Below are 22,466 nucleotides of genomic sequence, written 5' to 3' on the forward strand. Positions count from 1 at the left end.
CGTGCGGTTGTCGCGTGCTGCGCGGCCGGCGGGCCGGACACGGCGGGTGCTGCTGGTGCTCGCGGTGGTTCTGCTGGCACTGGGGCTGGCCGGGTTCCTCGCCGGTGCGCTGGGCGTGCCCGATGACGTGGTGGCGCTGCTGGATCAGCGTGCCAGTGTGATCAGCATGGTCGCCGGGCTGGCCGGGCTGATCGTGCAGCTACGGGTGCCGGCGAAGGCGCCGTCCCCGCGGATGGTGGGCTTACCCCGGCCGCCCGCCCGGCGGTTCGTCGGGCGCGATCACGCCCTGCGGCGGCTCATGGCCGCGCGGGAGGGTGGGGCGGGGGTGCGTGGCCGGGTGATCTGCGGGCTGGGCGGGATCGGCAAGAGCGAGCTGGCCCTGCAGTACGCGCACGCGCATCGTGCTCGTTACGAGCTGGTCTGGTGGATCCCGGCGGAGAGTGCCGGGCAGGTCAGGACCGGGTTGGCCGAGCTGGGGCGGGCGCTGGCCGCGGCGGCGGCTTGTCGCGGGCCGGACGGGCCGGGGTCGCTGGCGGATCGGGATGCGGTCGCGTACGCGCTGGCCTGGCTGGGCGGGCATGGGAAGTGGCTGCTGGTGTTCGATGACGTGCGGGATCCGGAGGAGCTCGAGCCCTACCTGGGGCGGCTGGAGCGGGGGGAGGTGTTGATCACCTCACGGCGGACGACCGGCTGGGACGCGGTCGCCGTCCCGATCTCACTGCCCGCCCTGCCTCCGCAGGCGGCCGTGACGTTGCTCACCGACCTGATCGGCGGCGCGGGGCTGGACGCGGCGGAGGTGCGTGGGCCGGCCGACGGCCCAGGGTCGGAGACGGCGGACCTGCGGGGCCCGGCCAGCGGCTCAGGGACGGAGGCCGCGAACCTGCATGACGCGACCGGCGGCTCGGAGCTGGAGGTGGCGGGCCTGCGTGGGCTGGTTGACGAGTTGGGCTGCCTGCCGTTGGCGCTGGTGCAGGCCGGCGGGTACATCGCCAGGACTCCCGGCATGACCGTGACCCGTTACCGGCGGCTGCTGGCCGCCGCGCCCGGCCGGATGCACGCCGCCGCGCCGCCGGGGCAGAGCGCGGCCGACCGGCACGTGATCGCCCAGGTCTGGCAGGTCACGCGGGACACGCTGGCCGCCCGCGACCCGCTGACGGTCGAACTGCTGCGCCTGCTCGCCTGCTACGCCCCCGACGTCCTGCCCATGAACGCGCTCGGCACCTCGGTGGACGTGGCCGAGTCCGTAGCCCTGCTCGCCGGCTACAGCATGATCACGCTCACCGGGCCGGGCGAGACCGCCGGGCAGCCGCTCATCGGCATGCACCGCCTGGTTCACGCCGTCATCCGGGCCGAGCTGGGCGACGACGACCGCCGGGCGCTGCGCGAGCGGGCCGCCCGGCTGATCGAGGCCGCCCTGCCTGGCGGTCCGGAGGACCTCAGCCGCTGGCCGCTGTACGCCCGGCTCCTCCCCCATGTCCGCACCGTCCTGACCCCGGACTCTCCCGGGACGGCCGAGGCGATCCAGTACCTGGCCGCCCGCGGCGACCTGCGTACCGCACACGCCTGGCAACGTGACCGGCACACCGCCCTGCACGCCGCGCTCGGCCCCGAGCACCCCGGCGTCCTCGCCGCCCGGCACGACCTCGCCCACTACCAGGGCCGGGCCGGCGACGCGCGGGCGGCTCGCGACGAGTTCGCCGCGTTGCTGCCCGTCCGGGAGCGCGTGCACGGCCCGGAGCATCCGCTGGCGCTGGCCACCCGGCACGCCCTCACCCTCTGGACGGGGCAGGCCGGCGACCCGGCGGCGGCCCGTGACGGCGCCGCCGCCCTCCTGCCGATCCGCGAACGCGTGCTGGGAGCGGAACATCCCGACACGCTGATCACCCGGCACGACCTCGCCTACTGGACCGGGCAGGCCGGCGATCCGGAGTCGGCGCGTGACCAGTTGCTGGCGCTGCTGCCCGTCCGCGAGCGGATCTTCGGGCCGGAGCACCTGCAGGTGATGGCCTGCCGGCATGTGCTGACCGTCCTGATCGGCGTGCTGGGCGACGCGCCGGCGGCTCGCGACGAGTTCGCCGCCCTGGCCCGCGTGCAGGAGCGCCTGCGCGGGCCGGACCATCCGGTCACCATGAACGCGCGGCACGAGCTGGCCCGCTGGACGGGCGAGGCAGGGGACCCGCGTTCGGCGCGCAGGCAGTTCGCCGCGCTGTTGCCGGTGCGCCGCCGGGTGCAGGGGCCCGATCACCCCGACACCGTCCTCGCCCGCGACGCGCTGGCGTACTGGGAACAGCGCTGCCGGACGGCGCGGAGGCGTTTCACCGTGGCCCGATCCCGCCCACGGCCACGGACTGGAAGAGCGGCCGCGACCCGCCGGTCTTGATCGGGCCGTGCAGCAGCGCCAGGTCGCCGTCCGGCTCGACGGCGAACGTCAGGAGCTCCGAACGCAGCGTGCTGACGTAGGCCCGCCGCCCGTCGGGGCCCAGCGCGATGCCGACCGGGCCGCGTCCCGCCTCGAACGGGGCGTTGGGGACGGGCTTCAGCGACCCGTCGGCGGCGATGGCGAAGCCCCAGACCTTGGTGGCTAGGTCCGGGTTGACGTTCAGGCCGCCGCTGGTGACGTAGAGGTGCTCGCCGTCCGCGGTGACGGCGGTGCTGATCGGCACGTCGGGGGCGGTGTACGGCGAGCCGGGGACGGGCGTGAGCGAGCCGCCGGCGCCGATGGCGAAGCCGAAGAGCTGGCGTTTCGACACGCTCGTGAGCGCCTCGCAGGCCACGTAGAGGTGGCGCCCGTCAGGGGTGACCGACATGCCGAGGGCGCCGCGCTCGACCGGGACGGGCTTGCCGGCCTTGCTCAGCTTGCCCTCCGGGCCGACCTCGAAGACGACGACGAGGCCGGGCGGCTCGGTGTCCTCCGGGGTGATCGCCGGGCGGCCGTGGCTGACGTACAGGTAGCGGCCGTCGGGGGTCATGGCGAGGCCGCGCGGGCTGTTCTCGCCGGTGGGGACGGGCCGGCCGAGCTCGTACAGTTGCCCGTCGAAACCGATGGAGAACACCGACACGGTGCCGTCGGCGGTGTTGGCGGTGTAGAAGGTCCGGCCCGACGGTGCGCGGAGGCTGCCGAACGGGGAGTCGCCCGTCCGGACGGGGGGCGCGAGGACGGTCAGTCTGCCGTCGTCGCCGACGCGGTACTGGTGGACGCTGTCGTCCAGGGCCGTGGCGACGTAGGCGGTGCGGCCGTCGGTGGAGAGGTGGAGCTGCCTGGGCTGCTGGCCGGTCGGGATGAGTGGCGGTTCGAGTGCGGGCCTGCCTGTCGAGTCGAGGCGGAAGAGGGAGATGTCGTTCGAGTCGCCGTTGGTGACGTAGAGGGTGCCGCTGCCGATGGCGGCTCCGGCCGGTGCGCCGGCGAACAGGGCGGCGGCGGCCAGCGTGGCGAGCGCGGTCAGGGTCAGGCATGGTCCGCGCAGGCGTGATCGGAGTGTGGCGGGATGTCGTGGGGGGCGCGTTGAGTGCATGGGTGTCTCCTGTCGGGATTGTCCGCAGGCTGGCAGTCGAACACGGCCCGTCTTCAAGTCCGCTTCAGTGCGGCTTCACCCCCGCACGGGCCCTGGCCGATCAGCCGACCACGCGCCCGTACCGGCTCCCGGCCGATCAGCGCGACTGCACGCCCGCGCCGCTGATGACCCGGCCGGACGTGGCATAGCCGGGTGAGGCTCGCGCGCCTCCGGTGAGCAGGGCCGTGACGCCTCGCCGTCCAGTGGCCTTCGCGCCATGCGGACAAACCGCCGCCGCGAGGTCCCGCTTGTCCCCCGTGCGAGCTACCGGCGAATGTCCACCGAGCGGGGACGATCTCGCGCCGCCGAATCCGTAGCGTTACGCCGCAATCACCTCACTCCCGCCTTTACTGGAGGACCTCATGCTCGGCAAAATCAGGACCCCCGTCGCGGCCGCGCTCTGCTGCGTCCTGCTCGGCACGGCGGTCGCCGGCTGCGGCGGCGACGCGCTGGAGAACTGGGACCCCCTCGCCCCCGCCACCCCCACCACCACCGCCCCGATCTCCGGCCCCCAGAAGATCAAGGTCGCGGGCCGGTCGGTCAACGTGTCCTGTTCGGGCACCCCGGAGGCGGGCAGACCGGTCATCGTCCTCATGCACGGGGGAGGCGACGGGCTGGACAAGCTGGCCGCCCTCCAGAAGACGCTCAGCGGCGAGCACCGCGTCTGCTCCTACGACCGGCTCGGCGCGGGCGCGAGCGATCAGCCGGAAGGCCCCCAGGACTTCGCCGGCGCCGGGAAGATCCTGACCGGGGTGCTGGAACGGGTCGCCGGCGACGACCCGGTCGTCCTGGCCGGTCACTCGCTGGGCGGGCTGATCGCCGCCAGGTACGCCCCCGACCACCAGGACCGGGTCAAGGGGCTGGTCCTGATGGACGCCACGCCGCCCACGATGCTGGCCGACATCACAAAGTCGATCCCCGAGTCCGCCAAGGGCCCGGCGGCCGAGTTGCGCGCGCAGAACCTGGCGGTCTTCCAGGGCCAGAACCCGGAGCGGCTGGTCATCACCGACGGGAAGGTCCGCTCCGCCGGGGACATCCCGGTGGAGGTGATCCAGCACGGCAAGCCGTACCTCAAGGCTCTGCCCGAGTACGGGCCGCGGTTGGAGCGGGCCTGGGCCGCGGGCCAGCGCAAGTGGCTGGCGCTGTCCAGCCGCGCCGAGCTGAGCACGGCGGCGGGCAGCGAGCACTACATCTACGTCGATCAGCCCGAGGTCGCCGTCCAGGCCATCGAGCGGGTCGCCGCGCAGGCAGCGAAAGGTTAAATGACCGGCTATCCGGTATATGCGCAGGTAGACGACTTGCTGACGGGTATACGCGGTGGAAGACTGGAGCTGACGGAGGGGGACGTCATGATCGAAATCAAGAGCATCGACAAGCCCGACGAGCGCCGCGACTTCCCCAGGGGGCATCTCGAAGTGTGCAACCTGTCCGGGCTGAGCTTCGGCACGGCCACCTTCGAGCCGGGCTGGCGCTGGTCGGAGTCGGTCAAGCCCATCGCGGGCACAGACTCGTGCGAGGTGCACCACAACGGGTTCGTGGTGCGGGGGCGGCTGCACATCCGCATGAACGACGGCACCGAGGCCGAGGTCGGCCCGGGGGAGGTCTTCGTCTGCCCGCCGGGTCACGACGCCTGGGTGGAGGGTGACGAGCAGGTGGTGATGTACGACTTCGCGGGCGGGGCCGCCGAGTACGCCAAGGCCCGCGACTGAGGCTCGACCGGTTATGCGGAAAAGGACGCGGGCCAGCGCTGAACTCGCCTGACCTGGATCGCCGTACAAGCTCTCGTGTGAAGCCGCCGACCGGCTTCACGGAGAGGAGAGATCCATGTTGCGGCGTATCGCAACGCTTCCCCGCCTACTGCACCGCCGAGCAGTGCAACGCGAACGAGATCCGCGTGGTCTACTCGCTCTACCTGGCCAGGAGCTACTTCGGCGGCGGCGGCCACCGGCACGATTTCGAGTACGTGGAGGTCGTCTGGAACAAGGACGCCAACGGGTCCTGGTCCAGGTCCTGGTTCCTGATGAGCACCCGTGGCAAGCATCGCGGCCTGTCCCGGGACCGGGCGGAGAGCGTGAGCGGGTCCGACCGCACCACGGTCGGGCGGGGGCCGGCGCACCCGCGCGCCTACGTCGGCTGGGGCTCGCACGCGATGTTCAACAGCAAGGGCGGGCTGAAGGACATCGTCTCCCAGCTCTACTGGCGTGAATACCGCTCCGACACCTACTCCTCCTGGGCGACGGAGAGCGGCGGGCCGGTCGAGGTGGCGGACGGCAGCGAGCCGGCCGCGCGGTTCGACGCCGCCGCCGGGCACTTCGGCAAGGCCGACAGCGATCCGGCCAGGCTGGGCAGGGAGCTCTGCTCGCACCGGATCGACGTCGACGCCTGACGTACAGCCGCACTGCCAGACGGACGGCCCTTGTCTTTTCTCCCCCCAGGACGCATCATTTCGATCATCGGCTGGGGCGCCCAGGAAGCCGCTGAACCTTTCGTACGCTTCCCCGCGAGCTGGAAGGACAATTCATGATCCGTCGCGTACTGGCCGTCGCCGCGCTGGCGAGTGCCGCGCTCGCCACCGTACCGGCCGCCGCGCAGGCCGCCCCCATCTGCCAGTCCGGCTACCTGTGCAACACCCAGTACTTCTCCGACCCCGCACGTACCAACCTGGTCGGGGTCAAGACGGAATTCTGCAACGGCGAGGTCTCGACCTGGGGCAGGGTCACCGGCTACATCAAGTGGTCCGCGAGCCCCTGCAACTGAGCCCGGGTCGGTGCTGGGCCGGCCCCCCGCGAGCCGGCTCAGCGCCTCCGTCCGGGCTGAGCGCCGTTGTCACCGGCGGCCTTGTCTCCGCGGCCCCCTTCCGCTATCCCGATAGCCATGACTGACGGGGGCGTGGAGATCCGGGTCCTGGGGCCCATCGAGATCCGGCACGGGGGCAGAAAGACCCGGCTCACCGCGCCGAAGGAGTGCGCGCTGCTGGCCGCGTTGTTAGCCGGTTCGGGGACGTCGGTGCCCGCCGCCCGGCTCATCGACGCCCTCTGGCCCGGCGACCCGCCCCCGTCCGCGGCGCACAATGTGCGGCTCTACGTCGCCAGGCTGCGCAGGCGGCTCGGCGACGGCGACCGCATCGTGCATGCGGGGCAGGGGTACGCCCTCATGGCCGGGCCGGAGGAGATCGACGCGCTGCGGTTCGAGGAGCTGCTGGGCACGGCCCGGCGGGCCTCCGGCACCCCGGCGGACGCCGCCCGCCTCTACCAGGAGGCGCTCGCGTTGTGGCGCGGCAGCGCCTTCGAGGGCGCCGGCCTGAGCTCCGGGCCCGCGCGGGACTACGCCGTACGGCTGGACGAGCTGCGCGCCGCCGCCGTCGAGGAGTGGGCCGACGTCGAGCTGGACCTCGGCCACCACCGCTCGCTCATCAGCGAGCTGCGCGGGCTCACCGCCGCCGCTCCCCTGCGCGAGCGGCTGCACGCGCAGCTCATGCTCGCCCTCTACCGCTCGGGACGGCAGGCCGAGGCGCTGGACGCCTACCAGACCGCCCGCAGGACGCTCGCGGTGGAGCTGGGCCTGGAGCCCGGCCCCGAGCTGCGCGCCCTCCAATCGGCCATCCTGTCCGCCGATCCGGCGCTCGACCACGCCGGAGCCACCCACCTCGCTCCGGCGTCCGATCAGGTCGAAGCCATCCGCCCCGCTCCGGCGGTCGACCACCCCGAAACCATTCGGCCCGCTCCGGCCCTCGACCACCTCCAAGCCACCCGCCCCACGCTCGTACGGCTCACCCGTGCCTCCCGGCCCTGGGCGATCGCGGCCGGGCTCGTCCTGGCCCTCACGGTGATCGCCGGCTACCTCACCCTCCCGAGGCTTGAAGAGCCGGCCCCACGCACCACCCCGGCCGTGGCGGAAGGCGGCGGGGACGGCGTCCTGACCGTGGGCACCCTGCTGCCACGCACCGGCCTGCTGTACTTCATCGGCTCCTCCACCAGCAACGGCGCCAAGCTCGCCGTCGCGGACGTGAACGCGGCGGGCGGCGTGCTCGGCAGGCCGGTCCGGCTGCTCGACGCGGACTCCGGCGACACCGAGCCCGACATCGCGACGAGGGGCGTGGCACAGTTCATCGACCAGAACGTGGACCTCATCGTCGGCCCCGCCTCCAACAAGCTCTCGCTGAGCATCCTGGACCCCGCCGCCGACGCCGGCATCGCGATCATCTCCCCCTCCACCACGGCCGGTTACCTGAGCACGGCCTACGACCAGGGCATGTACTTCCGCACCTCGGCCGCCGACACCCTGCAGGGCCGGTTGCTCGGGCTGCTCGCCGCCGAGGACGGCAACCGTACCGCGACGATCGTCACCTTGGACGACGACTACGGCGCGGAGGTGGCCGACGCGGCGGAGCGGTCGCTGGCCGCGCAGGGCGTGCGGCTGCTCGACCGCCTGGTGTTCGAGCCGGGGACGGACGGCTTCGCCCGGCACGTCGCCACGATCGCCGAGACCCGCCCCGACGCCCTGGTGATGATCGGGTACGAGGAGACCGTGGCGCTCGTCCGGGAGCTGCACGAGCAGGGCTTCACCGCCAGGAACCAGAGCTGGTACCTGGTGGACGCCAACCTGATCCACTACGCGGGCGAGGTGCCCGAGGGAGTGATGGCGGGCGCGAAGGGCACGCTCGCCGGGGCCGAGGCCACCGGCGCGTTCGCGGCCCGCATGCGGGCGGCCGATCCTGGGCACGACGACCTGAGTTACGCGGCGGAGTCGTACGACGCGGTGGTGCTGGGGGCGCTGGCGGCCGAGGCCGCCCGCAGCGATCTCGGCCAGTCGATCGCGGCGCGGCTGGCGGACGTCAGCTCGGGCGGGCGGCGGTGCACGTCCTACCGGGAGTGCGCCGAGCTGGCGCGCGCGGGCGTGGACCTCGACTACGACGGGGTCAGCGGGCGCATCGAGTTCGACAGCAACGGTGATGTACGGGAGGGCGCCTTCGGCGTCTACGCCTACGACGAGTCGGACGACTACGAGCTGGTGACCACCCGCCTGGTCAGGGGCTCCTGACCCCGGGGGCCGGCTCAGTCGTCGTGGGCGATGAGCATGAGCTGCCGCCACAGCAGCACGACGAACACCGCGGAGCCGGCGAAGGCGAACCAGAAGGGTGCCGCGACGCCGAACCGGGTGGCCAGGACCCCGCCGATCAGCGAGCCGACCACCAGCCCCGCGTAGACGCAGATGGTGTTCACGCTGCCCACCCGGCCCTGGAGCTCGTGCGGGACCGCGCGCTGGCGGACGGTCGTCGAGGTCGTGCCCCAGATGAACGCGTGCGCACCGAAGACCAGGAAGATGCCGCCGGCGACCCACGGCGAATGGGTCAGGGCCAGGCCCAGGTGGGTGAACGTCTCGATGATGAGCCCGATCCGCATCAACGCGCCCAGGCTCACCTTGCGGGTGATGGCCCCGTACAGGCCGGTGCCGATCAGGCCGCCGATGCCGCCGATGGTGGTCATCAGGCCGAAGCCCACGGCGCCGAGGCCGAGCTGTTCCTGGGTGTAGAGGACGAGCACCGACCAGGCCGCGCCGAACGTGAAGTTGAAGATGAGGATGGTCAGCGCCAGTGTGCGGACCGCCGCGTGCCGGACGGTCCAGCGGAACCCGGCGACCAGCTCCCGCACGGTGTCGGGCTTGGAGTCGCCGGTCCGCCGGCCGTGCGGCGGCAGCACGATCCGGGAGACCAGCACGATGCCCGCCGCCACCAAGAGCAGCTGGCTCGCGAACGGCCAGGTGAAGCCCAGCCCGAACAGCGCGGCGCCGATCGGCGGCCCGGCGAGCTGGTTGAGCGTGATGAAGCCCGTGCCCAGGCGGGCGTTGGCGACGACGAGGTCGTCCCTGTCGACCATCATGGGCGTCAGCGTGGCCGTCGCGTTGTCGGCGAACACCTCGGCGACGGACCGCAGCGTGAGCGCCACCAGCGCCGTCGCCACGGTCACGGTGCCGGTCACCATGAGCGCGACCAGCGCCGCCAGCACCAGCGCGCGCACCGCGTTCGCGACGAGCACGATCCTGCGCCGGTCGTGGCGGTCCGACAGCACGCCCGCGTACAGGCTGAACAGCAGCGGCGGCGCCCAGCTCACCAGGGCCGACAGCGAGATCAGCAGCGGGTCGCGGGTCAGCGTCGCGATCAGCAGGGGGCCCGCGGCGGCCGCGATCCCGTCACCGAGATTCGTCAGCCAGCTCGAGGCCAGCAACCATCGGAAGCCTGTCCCCAGCCGGGCAGGCAGAACGCGCTCCACCACTGTGATCACGAGCGCACCACCATACTTTCCGGCGGTAACTACGGCAACGCGTTTTTGGCCCGGTGTGGGTGGTCACCAGGGAAAGGGTCGGGCCGTGGGCCGCGAATCCGGACACCATCCATCTCTCGGCATCCGATTCAAGCCACGGCCGCACGATCAGGCGATGTAGCCCCGATATGCCGAAATTGTAGGAAAATCGATCAACGTGAACACCGGGCGTCCGCCCGGTCGCACCGTTTTCCCGAGATGCCCGAGATGAAGGGACCGCATTGTCCGACGAAGCGATCAACCGCCGTAAGCTCATCACCCTGGGTTCCGCGGCGGCCGCCGGCAGCCTGTTGGGGCTCCCGCTCGCCACAGGCGAGGCCCAGGCCGGCACGCGTGCCCGCCGCAGCGCGGCCACGTGGGAGAACATCGTCGAGAAGACCTCCTTCAACAGCACCACGGCCTTCACCCAGGAATGGAACTACGGCTATCCCTGGGGCCAATACCACAACGGCGCCGCCAAGATGCTCCCGGGCAAGGTCACGCTGTCCGGCGGGGTGCTGACCCTGACCGCGACCCGGCTGAGCCAGTCCACCGAGCAGAGCCCCAGCGCGCCGAACGCCCCGATCTGGTGGCACTCCGGCACCGTGCACGCCAAGGAACCGATCGTCATCAACGACCAGTTCCCCGAGTACGACATCGAGGGCGAGTTCCGCACCCAGACCGGCGTGGGCATCTGGCCGGCCTTCTGGACCACCGGCATCTACCCCGACTGGCCCCCGGAGAGCGACATCCTGGAGTACGTCGGCGACTCCACGAACCTGTTCAACACCTGGACCAAGGAGGCCGGCGAGAACGACCCCGCCGAACGTCACGAGCTCACCGGCCACGACCCCGGCACCTGGCACAAGTACCGGGTCTGGATGGAGAAGGACGGCGACGACGTCCTGCTCGACTACTACTTCGACGGGGTGTGGAAGGCGAGCCACCGGGGCGTGGGCTGGGCCGGCATCCCGCAGTACCTGATCATCAACCTGCAGATGGGCTCCTGGGCCTCGGGGGTCGAGCAGGGCGACCCCCTCTGGAGCCAGCAGCCCGGCCCGTCCGGCAACACGACCTTCCAGGCACGTAACGTGTGGTTCGGGCGTACGCGTAGCTAGTCGTCGGGGCCGCCAGGGGGCGTGACGGCGTACGGGAACCTGCTCGTGCTCTGCTCGTGATCCGCCTGCGGCAAGATCACGGCTTGTGCGAAAGACGACGATCACGGCCCTGGTGGCCTGCGGCTGCCTGCTGGCGGCGGCCGCCCCCGCCCAGGCCGCCCCCAAGGATCCCGTACGCGCTCTCAAGGCCGAGCTCACCTCCGGCCGCGGCGTACGGTTCACCGAGACCACCGTGCTCTCGGGCGACCGCAAGACCAAGATCCAGAGCCGCAAGGGCACGTTCCAGTTCAACGCCAAGGGGGTGGCGGCCTCCGACATCACCGCCACCCCCGTGGGCCGTCCCCGCGAGCGTACGATCAGCATCGGCGACACCAGCTACACCTCGGGCGGCATGTACTCCGAGCGGTTCCCGGTCGGCGAGGCCTGGCTGAAGGGCAAGGCTCTGCTCGGCGGCGGCAGCGGCTTCTACGGCCAGGTCATCAACCCCGCCGAGCCGAAGACGCTGGCGGCGCTGGTCAAGAAGGGCAAGCTGCGCGGGAGCACGCTCACCGGGAAGATCACCTTCAAGGAGCTGGAGAAGGTGTCGCGCTGGTTCGGGGCCTCGATCCCGCTGCGCATGCACGACGACACGAAGGTCTCCTACACGCTGACGCTGACCTCCGCCGGGCTGGTGAGCAGGGTGAAGTCGTCGTACGCGGCCACGGGCGTGTTCGACACGAACGGGTTCGACGGCAAGACGATCACCATCGACAGCCGCTTCACCGGGTGGGGCGCCAAGGTGTCGATCAAGGCGCCGGATCCCGGGACGGTGACCACCGGCTCGGACGGCTGACCGCCCCTCCCCCTCGCCTGCGGCAGGTCTACTGGCGGTCCGCCTTGCCATGGGTCGTCCGTATGACGGCTGGCGCTGACGAAGAGCTATCGTGTGATCGCACAGGAAGGCCCCGGAAAGGAGCGGGATGCCGGAAATCCGCCCGCTCCGGCCGAGCGATCCCGAACGGGTCGGCCGCTGGCGGCTCGTCGGCGTGCTCGGCTCCGGCGGCCAGGGAACGGTCTACAAGGCGGTCGGCGACGACGGGCGCGAGGTCGCCGTCAAGCTGCTGCACAGCCATCTGAGCGGCGACGGCACCATCACCCGCGGGTTCCTGCGGGAGGCCGAGGCGGCGCGGCGGGTGGCGGCGTTCTGCACGGCGGCGGTGCTGGATGTCGGCACGGCCCACGAGCAGCCGTACCTCGTCAGCGAGTACGTCCCCGGCGACACGCTGCAGCAGGTCGTCCGGTCGTCGGGACCGCGCGCGGGCGGGGCGCTGGACCGGCTGGCGATCTCCACGCTGACCGCGCTGGCCGCCATCCACCAGGCCGGGATCGTGCACCGGGACTTCAAACCGGGCAACGTGCTGATGGGCCCCGACGGGCCGATCGTCATCGACTTCGGGATCGCCAAGGCGCTCGACGCCACGACGATGACCTCCGGGGTGGTGGGGACGCCGACGTACATGTCTCCTGAGCAGTTCGAGGGGCTGCGGGTCGGGCCGGCGTCGGATGTGTTCAGCTGGGCGGGGACGATGGTGTTCGCGGCCACGGGGCAGGCGCCGTTCGCCGGGGAGACGGTACCGGCCATCCTGAACGCCGTGATCAGCGGGGCTCCTGATCTGCGTGGGGTGCCGGCGCGGCTGGTCGAGGTGCTGGGGGACTGCTTCGCCAAGGATCCGGCGGCGCGGCCGGCGCCCATGGAGGTGCTGAAGCGGCTGACCGGCCGCCCGGGGCCGACCGGCGGCATGGGCTCGGCGCCCGACGGTGCGCCGGGGCCGCGACCGGGCGACGGGGTCCACCCGGGTCGAGCGCACGTGGGACAGGCAGGCGCGGGGCACGCAGCGGCGGGGCTCACGGGCGTGGGGCACGCAGCGGCGGGGCTCACGGGCGTGGGGCACGCGGGCGCAGGGCAGGCGCACCCCGGCCAGGCGGGCCCGATGCCGCCGCAGCGGATCGGCTTCGGCGAGGCTGAGACGAAGCCGGGCGGCGGCAGGAAGCGGGTCAGCCGCCGGGCCGTGCTCAGCGCGGGCGCGGCGGCGCTGGCGACGGCGGCGGTGTCGGCGTTCGTCGTGTTCAGACCGGACGAAGGCGGCGACCGGCGGAGCCCGGTGACGGAGCAACCCACCGACCTCACGTCGCCTGCCACCTCGAAGTCCCCCGAACCGGCCCCCACCGCCGAGCCGCTGGGCACGCCGATCGGAGAGCCGGTGGCGCTGCCCTCCGGCGCGGGCACCCCCACCGCGATGACCGCGAGCGAAGCCGCCGTGGCGTGCGGCACGGGCAACGGCTCCATCCTCACCTGGGATCTCACCACGACCACGGTCACCAGGCTCGGCGACGGCGGCGCGGGCACGGCGGCCATCGCGTACGGGCGGCGTGACGGCGCACCGGTGATCGCCTCCGGCCACACCGACGGCAGGATGCGGCTGTGGAGCCCGTCCGGGAAGAGCCTGGACACGGCCGAGGCGGGCGACGCGATCATCGCGGTGACGGTAGCGGGCGAGCGGGTGGTCGCGGTGTCGCAGCGGTACGACGGCATGCGCGACCTGCACGGCACCGTACGCCTGTGGGACGTCACCACCGGCGAGCAGCTCGGCCCCACCAGCACCGACCACTTCCAGGGGATCAGCGGCCTGGCGTTCGGCCGCCTCGGCGGTGCGGACGTGCTGGTGACGGGCGACGGGGCCAACCGGGTGCGGGTGCGCCGCCTGGCCACGGGCGCGGTGACGCACACGTTCAAGACCGAAGAGGTCGGCGGGATCGAGCGGCTGGCGTGCGGCGAGGTGGGCGGCAAGCCGGTCCTGGTCTCCACGCACCTGGACGCCAGCCTGCGCGTGTACGACCTGGCGACGGGCAGGCGCAGGAAGAAGTGGTCGTTCAGCGATCGCAGCCCGGACGATCGGGGCACCGCCGCGCTGGTGGTGGGGACGGCCGGCGGCGTCCCTGTCGCGGTGGTGGCCCACGCGCCGCACGGCGAGGACGCGTTCGTGGCGGTGTGGAGCCTGGACGACGGGGAGATCGTCGGCGAGTTCGGGCATGGTGCGGGGGGTGGCATCCTTGCGCTGGCCCTGGGTGAGCGGGCCGGGCAGCCCGTCGTGGTGACGGCCGGCAAGGACCGGCTGTTACGGCTGTGGAGCCTCGGTCCCGCCTAGTCGCGGGTCTCGCGCGAGGCGTCCCGCTGCCGGCGGGCGGCCTCCCGGCGGCCGTGGCGGGAGTGGGTTAACCGCTCCGTGCCCGGCCGGTGCACGAAGTCGTTGATGGAGCGGAGGTTGAGCTGTGCGCCCGTCTTCTGCCCGGGCCCGTTGGCGGTGGCCTGCTTGGGCGCGTGCCCGTCGAACGCGATCTCCAAGCGCCAGCCGTCACGCTGCAGGATGACGACGGGTCCGGAGGATCGCGGGACGGTGTGCACGTCCCAGCCGTTCCGGTGTGCCCGGTGGGCAAGTGCGCGCGGATTCACCGAGTCGTACTCCTTGTGTCGAACGGGGGTGGTCCAGCGGAGTTTGGCTGCGGGGTGTCACGGGACGGGTGCGGTTGGTGGACGGTCGGCTGATCCCTTCTATGAAAGGGACGGTGGTAAGTCCGGTTCGGGTTCCATCGCGCGCTTTTTGGTCCCGTCCGGACAGGAGGACGTCAGCGGATGCGGCGCCCGGTCTCGGCGCACGAGTACCCGCCGAGCGCCTCCACGGCGGCGCGGAAGCCCGGCCGCTCCAGCAGCTCCCACAGCGGAGCCAGCAGCTCCTCGGCCAGGGTCCCGGTGCGCAGCACCAGGTCGTACGGCTCCTGGGCCACCGGCACGAAGTCGAGCCCGAAGGCGCGGGCGGCGGCGAGGATGCCCAGGCCGGCGTCCGCGCGCCCGGCCGCCACGGCGGCGGCCACCGCCAGGTGGGTGTGCTCCTCGCGGGAGTAGCCGGACACGTCGCCGGGGTCGATGCCGTGGCCCGCCAGCTCGTGGTCCAGCAGCGCCCGGGTGCCCGCGCCGCGCTGCCGGTTCACGTAGCGCAGGTCGGGGCGGGTCAGGTCCTTGATCCCGGTCAGTTCGAGCGGGTTGCCGGGGGCGACGATCAGCCCCTGGTCGCGGTGGACGAGCCGGATGACGGCGACGTCGGTGCCGCCGCCCATCAGCCGGTCCACGTAGGGCAGGGTGTACTCGCCGGTGGCCGGGTCCAGCAGGTGGGAGCCTGCCAGGTGGCACAGGCCGTCGCGCAGGGCCACGAGGCCGCCGAGGGAGCCGACGTTCGAGGAGGCCAGGGTGATCAGCGGGTCGGCGGCGCGCAGGGCGGAGGCGGCCAGGTCGAGCACCATGTCGTGCGAGCCGATGGCCACGATGGTCCGGCCGATCTCGGACAGGCCGCGCAGCAGCTCGACCCTGACCTGCTCCCCCGCGTGGTGCCCCTCCACCCCGGCGGGCACGACGAGCAGGCCGTCGGCGCGCACGAGCGAGGTGAGCACGCCGGCGCCGCGCGGCAGCGGGGTGGCCACGAGCCGGTCGCGCACCCGGCCCAGGCGCACCCGCACCCAGTCGTCCATGCCGATGGAGGAGGGCAGCTTCCTGGCCAGGTGGGCGGTGGTGGCGGGGCGTTCGCGGGGCGCGGCGCCCTCCAGCTCGGCGAGCATCGGGGCCGCGAAGATGTCGAACGTCAGAGCCGCCGACACCGGGTAGCCGGGGACGCCGATCACGGGCGTGCCCTCGGCCGCGCCGAGCACGACGGGGTGGCCGGGGCGCACGGCGACCCCGTGGACCGCGACGACGCCGGTCGCGGCGACGACGCGGGCGGTGTAGTCGTCGCGGCCGGCGCTGGAGCCGGCGATGAGCAGGACCAGGTCGGCCTCGCGGGTGGCCGCGCGCAGCGCCGCGGCGATGGCCTCGGGGTCGTCGGGGACGATGCCGGTCACCCGGGCCTCGCAGCCGGCCTCGCGCGCCTGCGCGGCCAGCATCGTCGAGTTCGTGTCGAGGATGTCGCCGGGGGCCAGCTCGGCGCCGATCGGGCGGATCTCGTCGCCGGTCGGCACGATCACCACGCGCGGCGCGCGGCGCACGCCCAGCTCGACGGCCCCGGCCGCCGCGCAGGCCGCGACGTCCACGGGGCGCAGCCGGTGGCCCTCGGGCAGCAGCAGCTCGCCGGCGCTGATGTCCTCGCCGATGGAGCGGACGTGCTGGTACGGCGGGACGGCGGCACGCAGCTCCGCCTCGCCCGCGGCCGTGCGGTGCACGTGCTCGCGCATGACCACGGCGTCGTAGCCCTCGGGCAGCGGGTCGCCGGTGTCGACGACGGCGAAGGCCCCGGCGGGCAGGAGCACCGGGGTGGTCTCGGCCGCGCCGACGGTGTCGGCGGCGCGGACGGCGATGCCGTCCATGGCGGCGGAGTCGAAGGCGGGCGAGGAGCGCACCGCCCAGACCGGCTCCGCCGTCACCCTCCCCACGGCGGCGCCGACCGGCACCCGGAGCGGCTCGGTGCGGGCGGGGCAGCCCGCCGCGGCGCGCGCCTCGCGCCAGGCGGCCAGGGCCTGCGCCGCGGGGACGTCGGAGACGAAGGGACTTTCCGCGCTCATCAGTACAGGACGACCTCTACTTCGGTGCCCGCGTCCAGCCCGGTGGCCGGCTCGGGCACGATCACGTAGCCGTCGGCGCGGGTGAGCACCGACAGCAGCGCCGACGGGCCGAAGATCGGCTCGGCCACGCCGTCGCGTACGGCGACCTGGACCACGTCGAGGCGGCCGGCCGCCGAGGCCAGGTCGCGCGACAGCCGCGCGCGGGTGCTCGGCTGCGGCGGCGGGCTCTCGCAGCCGCCGATGCGCCACAGCAGCGGCACCCCGACCTGCCCGAAGACGACCAGCGCGGACAGCGGGTTGCCCGGCAGCCCGATGAGCGGGATGCCGGAGCACTCGGCCAGCAGCGTGGGCTTGCCGGGCTTGATGGCGATGCCGTGGCACCAGACCTCGCCGACGGCGGCCACCGCGCCCGCCGTCTCGTCCCTGGCGCCGACCGACGAGCCCGCCGACACGACCACCAGGTCGGCTCCGGGCAGGACCGCCTCCAGCCGTTCCTTGAGCGCGCCCGGCTCGTCGGGGACGATGCCGGCGATCACGGGCTCGCCGCCCGCGTCGGCGACCAGCCCGGCCAGCGCGGAGGCAGTGGCGTCGCGCACCTGCCCGGCGGCGAGCCGCGCGGTGCCGGGCGGCACCACCTCGTCGCCGGTGGAGATGATCGCCACCCGGGGGCGGCGGTGCACCGACAGCTCGGTCACACCCGCGGCGGCCAGGAAGCCGAGGTCGGGGGCGCGCAACGGCCGCCCGCCCGGCGCCAGGACGCCGCCGGGCGCGACGTCCTCGTCGGCCCGGACGACGCCGCCGCCGGGCGCGACGGGCCTGGTCACCTCGATCGTGCCGGGCATCGTCTCCGCGGTGTACTCCACCATGACCACCGCGTCGGCGCCGGCCGGGAGCACGCCTCCGGTGGGCATCGCGACGCAGCCGCCTGGCCGGACCGCGACCGTGGGCTCGGCGCCCATGAGCACGGCGCCGAGCAGGTCGAGATAGGACGGCAGCGCGTCGGAGGCGCCGTAGGTGTCGGCCGCGCGGACCGCGAAGCCGTCGACCGTGGAGCGGGCGAAGCCGGGCAGCGGGCCGGGCGCGGTGAGGTCGGCGACGGGCACCCGGTGCAGCGCTCCGGACAGCGGGACCCGCTCGGCGGGCGTGCGATGTGCGGGCCGGAATCCGGAGCGGACCTCGGCGAGGGTGCGGGCGGTGAAGAACTCTCTGCCGGTCAACGGTCCGGTTGCTCCCTCGCCCCTTCCGGCCTGGGCTGCGGGCGGGCCGCCGCGCCTCCCTTGCGCAGCCCGAGCACGGACACGACCGGGCCCAGCGCCACCTGCCCGAGCCCGCAGATCGAGGTCTTGCGCATGGTCTCCTCAAGCTGGAGTATCCGGTCCCGCCGTACGTCGTCCAGCGTAGACCCGGAATCCAGCACGTCGCGCAGCACCTCGTGCGCCTTGGTGGAGCCGACCCGGCAGGGCACGCACTTGCCGCACGACTCGTTGCGGAAGAAGCGCAGCACGTTGGTGGAGGCGGCCAGCAGGTCGGTGCCCTCGGCGAGCACGACCAGCGCGCCGGAGCCGAGCATGGTCCCGGCCTCGGCGAGCGTGCCGAAGTCGAGCGGCAGGTCGAGCCGGTCGGGGCCGATGAAGTTGGAGGAGGCGCCGCCCGGCTGCACGGCGCCGACCCCGGCGCCGCCGAGCACGCCGCCGGCCAGGTCGATCAGGGCGCGCACCGTGGTGCCCATCGGCACGCAGTAGACGCCGGGGCGCTCGACGTGCCCGGACACGGCGAAGAACTTCCAGCCGACGCTGTCGCCCGCGCCCTGCTCGGCCCACCATTCGGCGCCGCGCTGGAGGATCACCGGCACGTCGGCGAACGTCTCCACGGAGTTGATCAGGGTGGGGCGGCCGTGCAGGCCGTAGTTGCCGGGGAAGGGCGGCTTGTTGCGCGGCTCCCCGCGGTGACCCTCCATGCACTCCAGCAGTGCGGTCTCCTCGCCGAGGATGTAGCCGCCCGGCGAGACGAAGATGTCCAGGTCGAGGCGGCGGCCGCTGCCGCAGGCGTTCGCGCCGATCACGCCGGCCGCGCGCAGCGCCTCGATCTCCGCGTGCAGCACGCGCTCCTCGGGGCCGTACTCGTGCCGGATGAAGATCCAGCCCTGCTCGGCACCGACCACGGCCATGCCGATCAGCAGCCCCTCGATCACCAGGTGCGGCTGGTCGGTCAGGATCTGCCGGTCCTTGAACGTGCCGGGCTCGGACTCGTCGGCGTTGCAGATCGCGTACTTGACGCCGCCCGGCTCGGTGGCGGCGACCAGGCCCCACTTCTTGCCCGTGGGGAACCCGGCGCCGCCCATGCCGCGCAGCCCGGAGGACTCCAGGGTGGCCACCACGCTCTCTCCGGTGATCCGGCCGGCCAGCAGGGCGCGCAGGCTCGCGTACCGGGAGGAGACGTCCGAGCCGACCGGGTAGGGGTCGTTCGGCCACGGCTCGGCGCGTCCGGTGACGGCGGCCTCGGCCAGGTTCTCCTGCCGTGCGGCGGTCACCAGCGCATCGGCGCCGGAGACCGGCGCCGGGTGCTCGTTGACCGCGAGCGCCGGAGCGCTGTCGCAGCGGCCCAGGCAGGACACCTCCGTCAGCTCGATCTCGGTGTCGGCGCCGTAGCGCTCGCGCAGCTCGGCGATCCGGTCGTCGGCCGAGCGCAGCCAGCACGACAGGTCGTGGCAGACGCTGAGGCTCACCTTGGCGGGCGGGGTGGTGCGGAAGTGCGGGTAGAAGGAGACGAGGCCCTCGATCTCGTACAGCGGCCGGCGCATGGTGCGCGACAGCTCCTCGAGCTCCTCGCGCGGCAGCCAGCCCAGCCGCGCCTGGATGGCGTTGAGCGCCGGGATCAGCGACGGCCCGGGGAACTTGCCGGCTCGGGCCTCGACGCCCGGAAGCCGCCGGCGTCCCAACTCGAAACTCAGGGTCATTCAGACACTTCCCATGTTGCCGGGGGCTTCGGCGCCTGCCATGCTCAGCGCCTCGACCTGGATCGCGCAGAACTTGAACTCGGGGATCTTGCCGTAGGGGTCGATCTCGTCGATCGTCAGCAGGTTCGCCGCCGCCTCCCGGAAGTGGAACGGGATGAAGCAGTTGCCGAGCTGCTCACGGTGGGAGACGCGGACCTGCAGCGTGATGGTGCCGCGGCGGGAGCGCACGCGGGCGAGCTGGCCGTGCGACAGGCCGCGGTCGGCGGCGTCCTTGGGGTGCATGTACACCTCGGCGACCGGCGAGATCGTGTCCAGCGCGTACGAGCGCCGCGTCATCGAGCCGGTGTGCCAGTGTTCGAGCAGCCGGCCGGTGTTGAGCACCAGCGGGTACTCCGCGTCGGGCAGTTCCCTGGCCGGCAGCCACTGCGCGGGGACGAGGTGTGCCAGGCCGTCGTCGGTGTTGAACCGCTCGTCGAACAGGACCACGGTGCCGTCGGAGTGCTCGGGGTCGGCATTGGGGTAGAGCTTGCCGGAACGCCCGAGGTTGTCGTGGCGCAGGTTCGCGTACGACGGCATGAGCGCCACCATCTCGTCGAACACCTCGCTGGGCGAGGAGTACGACCAGTCGAGCCCGATCCGGCGGGCGAGGTCCTGGATGATCTCCCAGTCGACCCTGGCCTGCCCCGGCGGGTCCATCACCTTGCGGCCGAGCTGCACGCGCCGGTCGGTGTTGGTGTAGCTGCCGTCCTTCTCCAGGTAGGACGACGCGGGCAGGATGACGTCGGCGAACTCGGCGGTCTCGGTGAGGAAGATGTCCTGGACCACCAGGAAGTCGAGCTGCGACAGCGCCTTGCGCACCTTGTTGATGTTGGGGTCGGACAGGAACGGGTTCTCGCCCAGCATGTACATGCCGCGCACGCCGCCCGGCTTGAGCACCGACCCGATGATCTCGGTGACCGTGAGCCCGCGGTTGGGGTCCAGCTCGGTGCCCCACGCCTGCTCGAACCGGCGGCGGGTGTCCTCGAGGTCGACGCCCTGGTAGTCGGGGTAGAACATGGGGATCAGCCCCGCGTCGGAGGCGCCCTGCACGTTGTTCTGCCCGCGCAGCGGGTGCAGCCCCGTGCCCGGCCGGCCCACGTTGCCGGTGATCGAGCAGAGCGCGATCAGGCAGCGGGCGTTGTCGGTGCCGGTGGTGTGCTGGGAGATGCCCATGCCCCAGTAGATGACGCCGGCCTTGGCCTCGCCCCAGACGCGGGCGACCTCGCGGATCAGGTCCGCGTCGACGCCGGTGATCTGCGCGGCGCGCTCGGGCGGGTAGTCGTTGACCGTGCGCACCAGCTCCTCGAAGCCGGAGACCCGGGCCTTGATGAACTCCATGTCGATCAGGCCGAGCCTGATCACCTCGTGCATGACCGCGTTGTAGAACGCCACGTCGGTGCCGGGCTTGACCTGGCAGTGGTAGTCGCTGTGCTCGGCCACGACGCTGGCACGCGGGTCGACGTAGATGATCTTCGTGCCGCGGCGGCGGGCCTGCTTGAAGAAGGAGCTGGCGACGGGGTGGTTCGCCGTCGGGTTCGAGCCGGTGATGATCACGACCTCGGCGTTGGCGACGTCGCCGTACGTGGTGGAGACCGCGCCCGAGCCGACCCCCTCGAACAGCGCGGCCACCGACGAGGCGTGGCACAGGCGGGTGCAGTGATCGACGTTGTTGGTGCCGAACCCGGTCCTGATCAGCTTCTGGAAGAGGTAGGCCTCCTCGTTGGAGCACTTGGCGGAGCCGAAGCCGGCGATCGCGCCGGGGCCCAGCTCGGCGTGGATCTCCTTGAGCCGGCGGGCGACGAGGTCGAGGGCCTCCTCCCAGGTGGCCTCGCGGAAGTGCGGCAGCACCTCGTCGTAGTCGACGAGGCCGCCCGGCTTGCGCCCGCGGTCCTTGCCGTTCCTGCTCAGCCTGGCGCTGCGGTTGCCTCCGGCGCCCGCGCGGCCCCGGTCGTGGTCCGTGTCGCCGCGTACGTCGGCCGACAGCGGCCCCTTGGGGTAGGACGAGTCCTTCCTGATCAGGGGCACGGTGAGGCGCTGCGGCGAGGCCGCGTAGTCCCAGCCGTAGCGGCCCTTGACGCACAACCGGCTCTGCGAGCCCGGCTGGTCGCGGCCCTCGGCGAAGGCGATCGCGCCGCGCGAGCGGTCGACGTAGTAGGTCAGGGCGCAGCCGACGCCGCAGTACGGGCAGACGCTGTCGACCGCGTCCAGCTCGTGGCGGGGCCGGATGGGGATGTCGTTGATCGGCTTGTTGGTCAGCGCGCCCGTGGGGCAGGCCTGCACGCACTCGCCGCAGGTCACGCACGAGCTGGCGCCCATGGGGTCGTTGAGGTCGAAGGCGATCCTGGTCGAGTAGCCCTTGCCGGAGCGGCCGATGACGTCGTTGCCCTGGATGTCGTCGCACGCGCGGACGCAGCGGTCGCACAGGATGCACGCGTCGTGGTCGACCGTGATCACCGGGTTGGAGGTGTCGAGGCCCCGGCCGGAGCCGCACGGCAGGTCGGTGGTCTCCTTGGCCACGTCGAACCGGTCGGCGAGGTCGAGCAGCAGGTTGTCGCCGGTGGTGGTCTGCTTGCGGTCCTCCTCGCGCGGCGGCTGGTCCGCAAGCAGCAGCTCGGTCAGGGTGGCCCTGTTGCGTTCCAGCTCCGGGGTGCTGGTCCTGACCTGCATGCCGTCCTCGCAGGGGCGCACGCAGGCGGCGGCGAAGGCGCGCCCGCCCGTGTCGACCACGCACATGCGGCACACCCCGACGGGGTCGTAACGCTCGTTGTGGCACAACACCGGAATGTCGATGCCGACCTGCTTGGCGGCATCGTAAATGCTGGTGCCTTCGGGCACGGTGACAACCTGGCCGTCGATCTCGGCGGTCACGGTCCGTACGGCAGTCGCCGGTTCTTCGAGCGTCGTCATCTCAACCTCAGCT

At 72.8% G+C, this 22,466-nt stretch carries 16 protein-coding genes; 9 read left to right on the forward strand and 7 right to left on the reverse strand.

Going from position 1 to position 22,466, the window contains the following annotated elements; genetic code table 11:
* Position 1 precedes the first annotated feature (1 nt).
* Positions 2–2,380 carry a tetratricopeptide repeat-containing protein gene (locus tag LCN96_RS33030; RefSeq protein WP_225266340.1) on the forward strand — a complete coding sequence of 793 codons (2,379 nt, stop codon included), beginning with the start codon at positions 2–4 and terminating at the stop codon, positions 2,378–2,380.
* Here the strand turns inward: LCN96_RS33030 and LCN96_RS33035 are convergent.
* Positions 2,316–3,512: a lactonase family protein gene (locus LCN96_RS33035; protein WP_225266341.1), complete on the reverse strand. Its 1,197-nt coding sequence runs from the start codon at positions 3,510–3,512 to the stop codon at positions 2,316–2,318. The two genes, LCN96_RS33030 and LCN96_RS33035, sit on opposite strands and share 65 nt — an antisense overlap.
* A 401-nt stretch (positions 3,513–3,913) precedes the next feature.
* Here LCN96_RS33035 and LCN96_RS33040 point away from each other — a divergent pair, with 401 nt between their 5' ends.
* The 5 genes from LCN96_RS33040 to LCN96_RS33060 all read left to right on the forward strand — a co-directional run bounded on the left by LCN96_RS33040 (position 3,914) and on the right by LCN96_RS33060 (position 8,591).
* Complete coding sequence (locus LCN96_RS33040; RefSeq protein WP_225266342.1) at positions 3,914–4,813, forward strand: alpha/beta fold hydrolase; 900 nt, start codon at positions 3,914–3,916, stop codon at positions 4,811–4,813.
* 87 nt (positions 4,814–4,900) lie between these two features.
* Positions 4,901–5,260, forward strand: coding sequence for a cupin domain-containing protein (locus LCN96_RS33045; protein ID WP_225266343.1), 360 nt, complete (start codon positions 4,901–4,903; stop codon positions 5,258–5,260).
* 185 nt (positions 5,261–5,445) lie between these two features.
* Positions 5,446–5,937 carry a hypothetical protein gene (locus tag LCN96_RS33050; RefSeq protein ID WP_225266344.1) on the forward strand — a complete coding sequence of 164 codons (492 nt, stop codon included), beginning with the start codon at positions 5,446–5,448 and terminating at the stop codon, positions 5,935–5,937.
* 134 nt (positions 5,938–6,071) lie between these two features.
* On the forward strand, positions 6,072–6,308 hold the full coding sequence (locus tag LCN96_RS33055) for a DUF6289 family protein (RefSeq protein WP_225266345.1): 237 nt from the start codon (positions 6,072–6,074) through the stop codon (positions 6,306–6,308).
* 117 nt (positions 6,309–6,425) lie between these two features.
* Positions 6,426–8,591, forward strand: a complete 2,166-nt coding sequence (locus LCN96_RS33060) for a BTAD domain-containing putative transcriptional regulator (protein WP_225266346.1) — start codon at positions 6,426–6,428, stop codon at positions 8,589–8,591.
* A 14-nt stretch (positions 8,592–8,605) separates the two neighbouring features.
* Here the strand turns inward: LCN96_RS33060 and LCN96_RS33065 are convergent, their stop codons facing one another.
* A complete protein-coding gene (locus tag LCN96_RS33065; protein ID WP_225266347.1) occupies positions 8,606–9,832 on the reverse strand; it encodes an MFS transporter in 1,227 nt (408 codons plus the stop codon).
* Between the two features lie 260 nt (positions 9,833–10,092).
* Here LCN96_RS33065 and LCN96_RS33070 point away from each other — a divergent pair, with 260 nt between their 5' ends.
* The 3 genes from LCN96_RS33070 to LCN96_RS33080 all read left to right on the forward strand — a co-directional run bounded on the left by LCN96_RS33070 (position 10,093) and on the right by LCN96_RS33080 (position 14,153).
* Positions 10,093–10,968 (forward strand): glycoside hydrolase family 16 protein, encoded by an 876-nt coding sequence (locus tag LCN96_RS33070; protein WP_225266348.1) that lies wholly within the window; start codon positions 10,093–10,095, stop codon positions 10,966–10,968.
* An 85-nt stretch (positions 10,969–11,053) separates the two neighbouring features.
* The gene (locus LCN96_RS33075) at positions 11,054–11,800 is read left to right on the forward strand and encodes a hypothetical protein (RefSeq protein WP_225266349.1); all 747 of its coding nucleotides are present in this window, start codon (positions 11,054–11,056) and stop codon (positions 11,798–11,800) included.
* Between the two features lie 127 nt (positions 11,801–11,927).
* Positions 11,928–14,153, forward strand: a complete 2,226-nt coding sequence (locus tag LCN96_RS33080; RefSeq protein ID WP_225266350.1) for a WD40 repeat domain-containing serine/threonine protein kinase — start codon at positions 11,928–11,930, stop codon at positions 14,151–14,153.
* Here the strand turns inward: LCN96_RS33080 and LCN96_RS33085 are convergent.
* The 5 genes from LCN96_RS33085 to fdhF form a co-directional block, all read right to left on the reverse strand.
* A complete protein-coding gene (locus LCN96_RS33085) occupies positions 14,150–14,458 on the reverse strand; it encodes a hypothetical protein (RefSeq protein ID WP_225266351.1) in 309 nt (102 codons plus the stop codon). The two genes, LCN96_RS33080 and LCN96_RS33085, sit on opposite strands and share 4 nt — an antisense overlap.
* Positions 14,459–14,631: 173 nt before the next feature.
* A complete protein-coding gene (locus tag LCN96_RS33090) occupies positions 14,632–16,551 on the reverse strand; it encodes a molybdopterin biosynthesis protein (RefSeq protein ID WP_225266352.1) in 1,920 nt (639 codons plus the stop codon).
* On the reverse strand, positions 16,551–17,768 hold the full coding sequence (locus LCN96_RS33095; RefSeq protein WP_225266353.1) for a molybdopterin molybdotransferase MoeA: 1,218 nt from the start codon (positions 17,766–17,768) through the stop codon (positions 16,551–16,553). Before LCN96_RS33095 ends, LCN96_RS33090 begins: the two co-directional genes overlap by 1 nt.
* Positions 17,765–19,507 (reverse strand): NAD(P)H-dependent oxidoreductase subunit E, encoded by a 1,743-nt coding sequence (locus tag LCN96_RS33100; RefSeq protein ID WP_225266354.1) that lies wholly within the window; start codon positions 19,505–19,507, stop codon positions 17,765–17,767. The genes LCN96_RS33095 and LCN96_RS33100 overlap by 4 nt, the downstream gene beginning before the upstream one ends.
* Positions 19,508–22,453, reverse strand: coding sequence for a formate dehydrogenase subunit alpha (gene fdhF, locus LCN96_RS33105; protein WP_225266355.1), 2,946 nt, complete (start codon positions 22,451–22,453; stop codon positions 19,508–19,510).
* Positions 22,454–22,466 lie beyond the last annotated feature (13 nt).

This window comes from Nonomuraea gerenzanensis, assembly GCF_020215645.1.
Taxonomy (GTDB): domain Bacteria; phylum Actinomycetota; class Actinomycetes; order Streptosporangiales; family Streptosporangiaceae; genus Nonomuraea; species Nonomuraea gerenzanensis.

Coding starts and splice junctions, on each gene's coding strand:
- LCN96_RS33035 (WP_225266341.1), bottom strand. CDS start 3,512: ATGCACTCAACGCGCCCCCCACGACATCCCGCCACACTCCGATCACGC.
- LCN96_RS33040 (WP_225266342.1), top strand. CDS start 3,914: ATGCTCGGCAAAATCAGGACCCCCGTCGCGGCCGCGCTCTGCTGCGTC.
- LCN96_RS33045 (WP_225266343.1), top strand. CDS start 4,901: ATGATCGAAATCAAGAGCATCGACAAGCCCGACGAGCGCCGCGACTTC.
- LCN96_RS33055 (WP_225266345.1), top strand. CDS start 6,072: ATGATCCGTCGCGTACTGGCCGTCGCCGCGCTGGCGAGTGCCGCGCTC.
- LCN96_RS33060 (WP_225266346.1), top strand. CDS start 6,426: ATGACTGACGGGGGCGTGGAGATCCGGGTCCTGGGGCCCATCGAGATC.
- LCN96_RS33080 (WP_225266350.1), top strand. CDS start 11,928: ATGCCGGAAATCCGCCCGCTCCGGCCGAGCGATCCCGAACGGGTCGGC.
- LCN96_RS33090 (WP_225266352.1), bottom strand. CDS start 16,551: ATGAGCGCGGAAAGTCCCTTCGTCTCCGACGTCCCCGCGGCGCAGGCC.
- LCN96_RS33100 (WP_225266354.1), bottom strand. CDS start 19,507: ATGACCCTGAGTTTCGAGTTGGGACGCCGGCGGCTTCCGGGCGTCGAG.
- fdhF (WP_225266355.1), bottom strand. CDS start 22,453: ATGACGACGCTCGAAGAACCGGCGACTGCCGTACGGACCGTGACCGCC.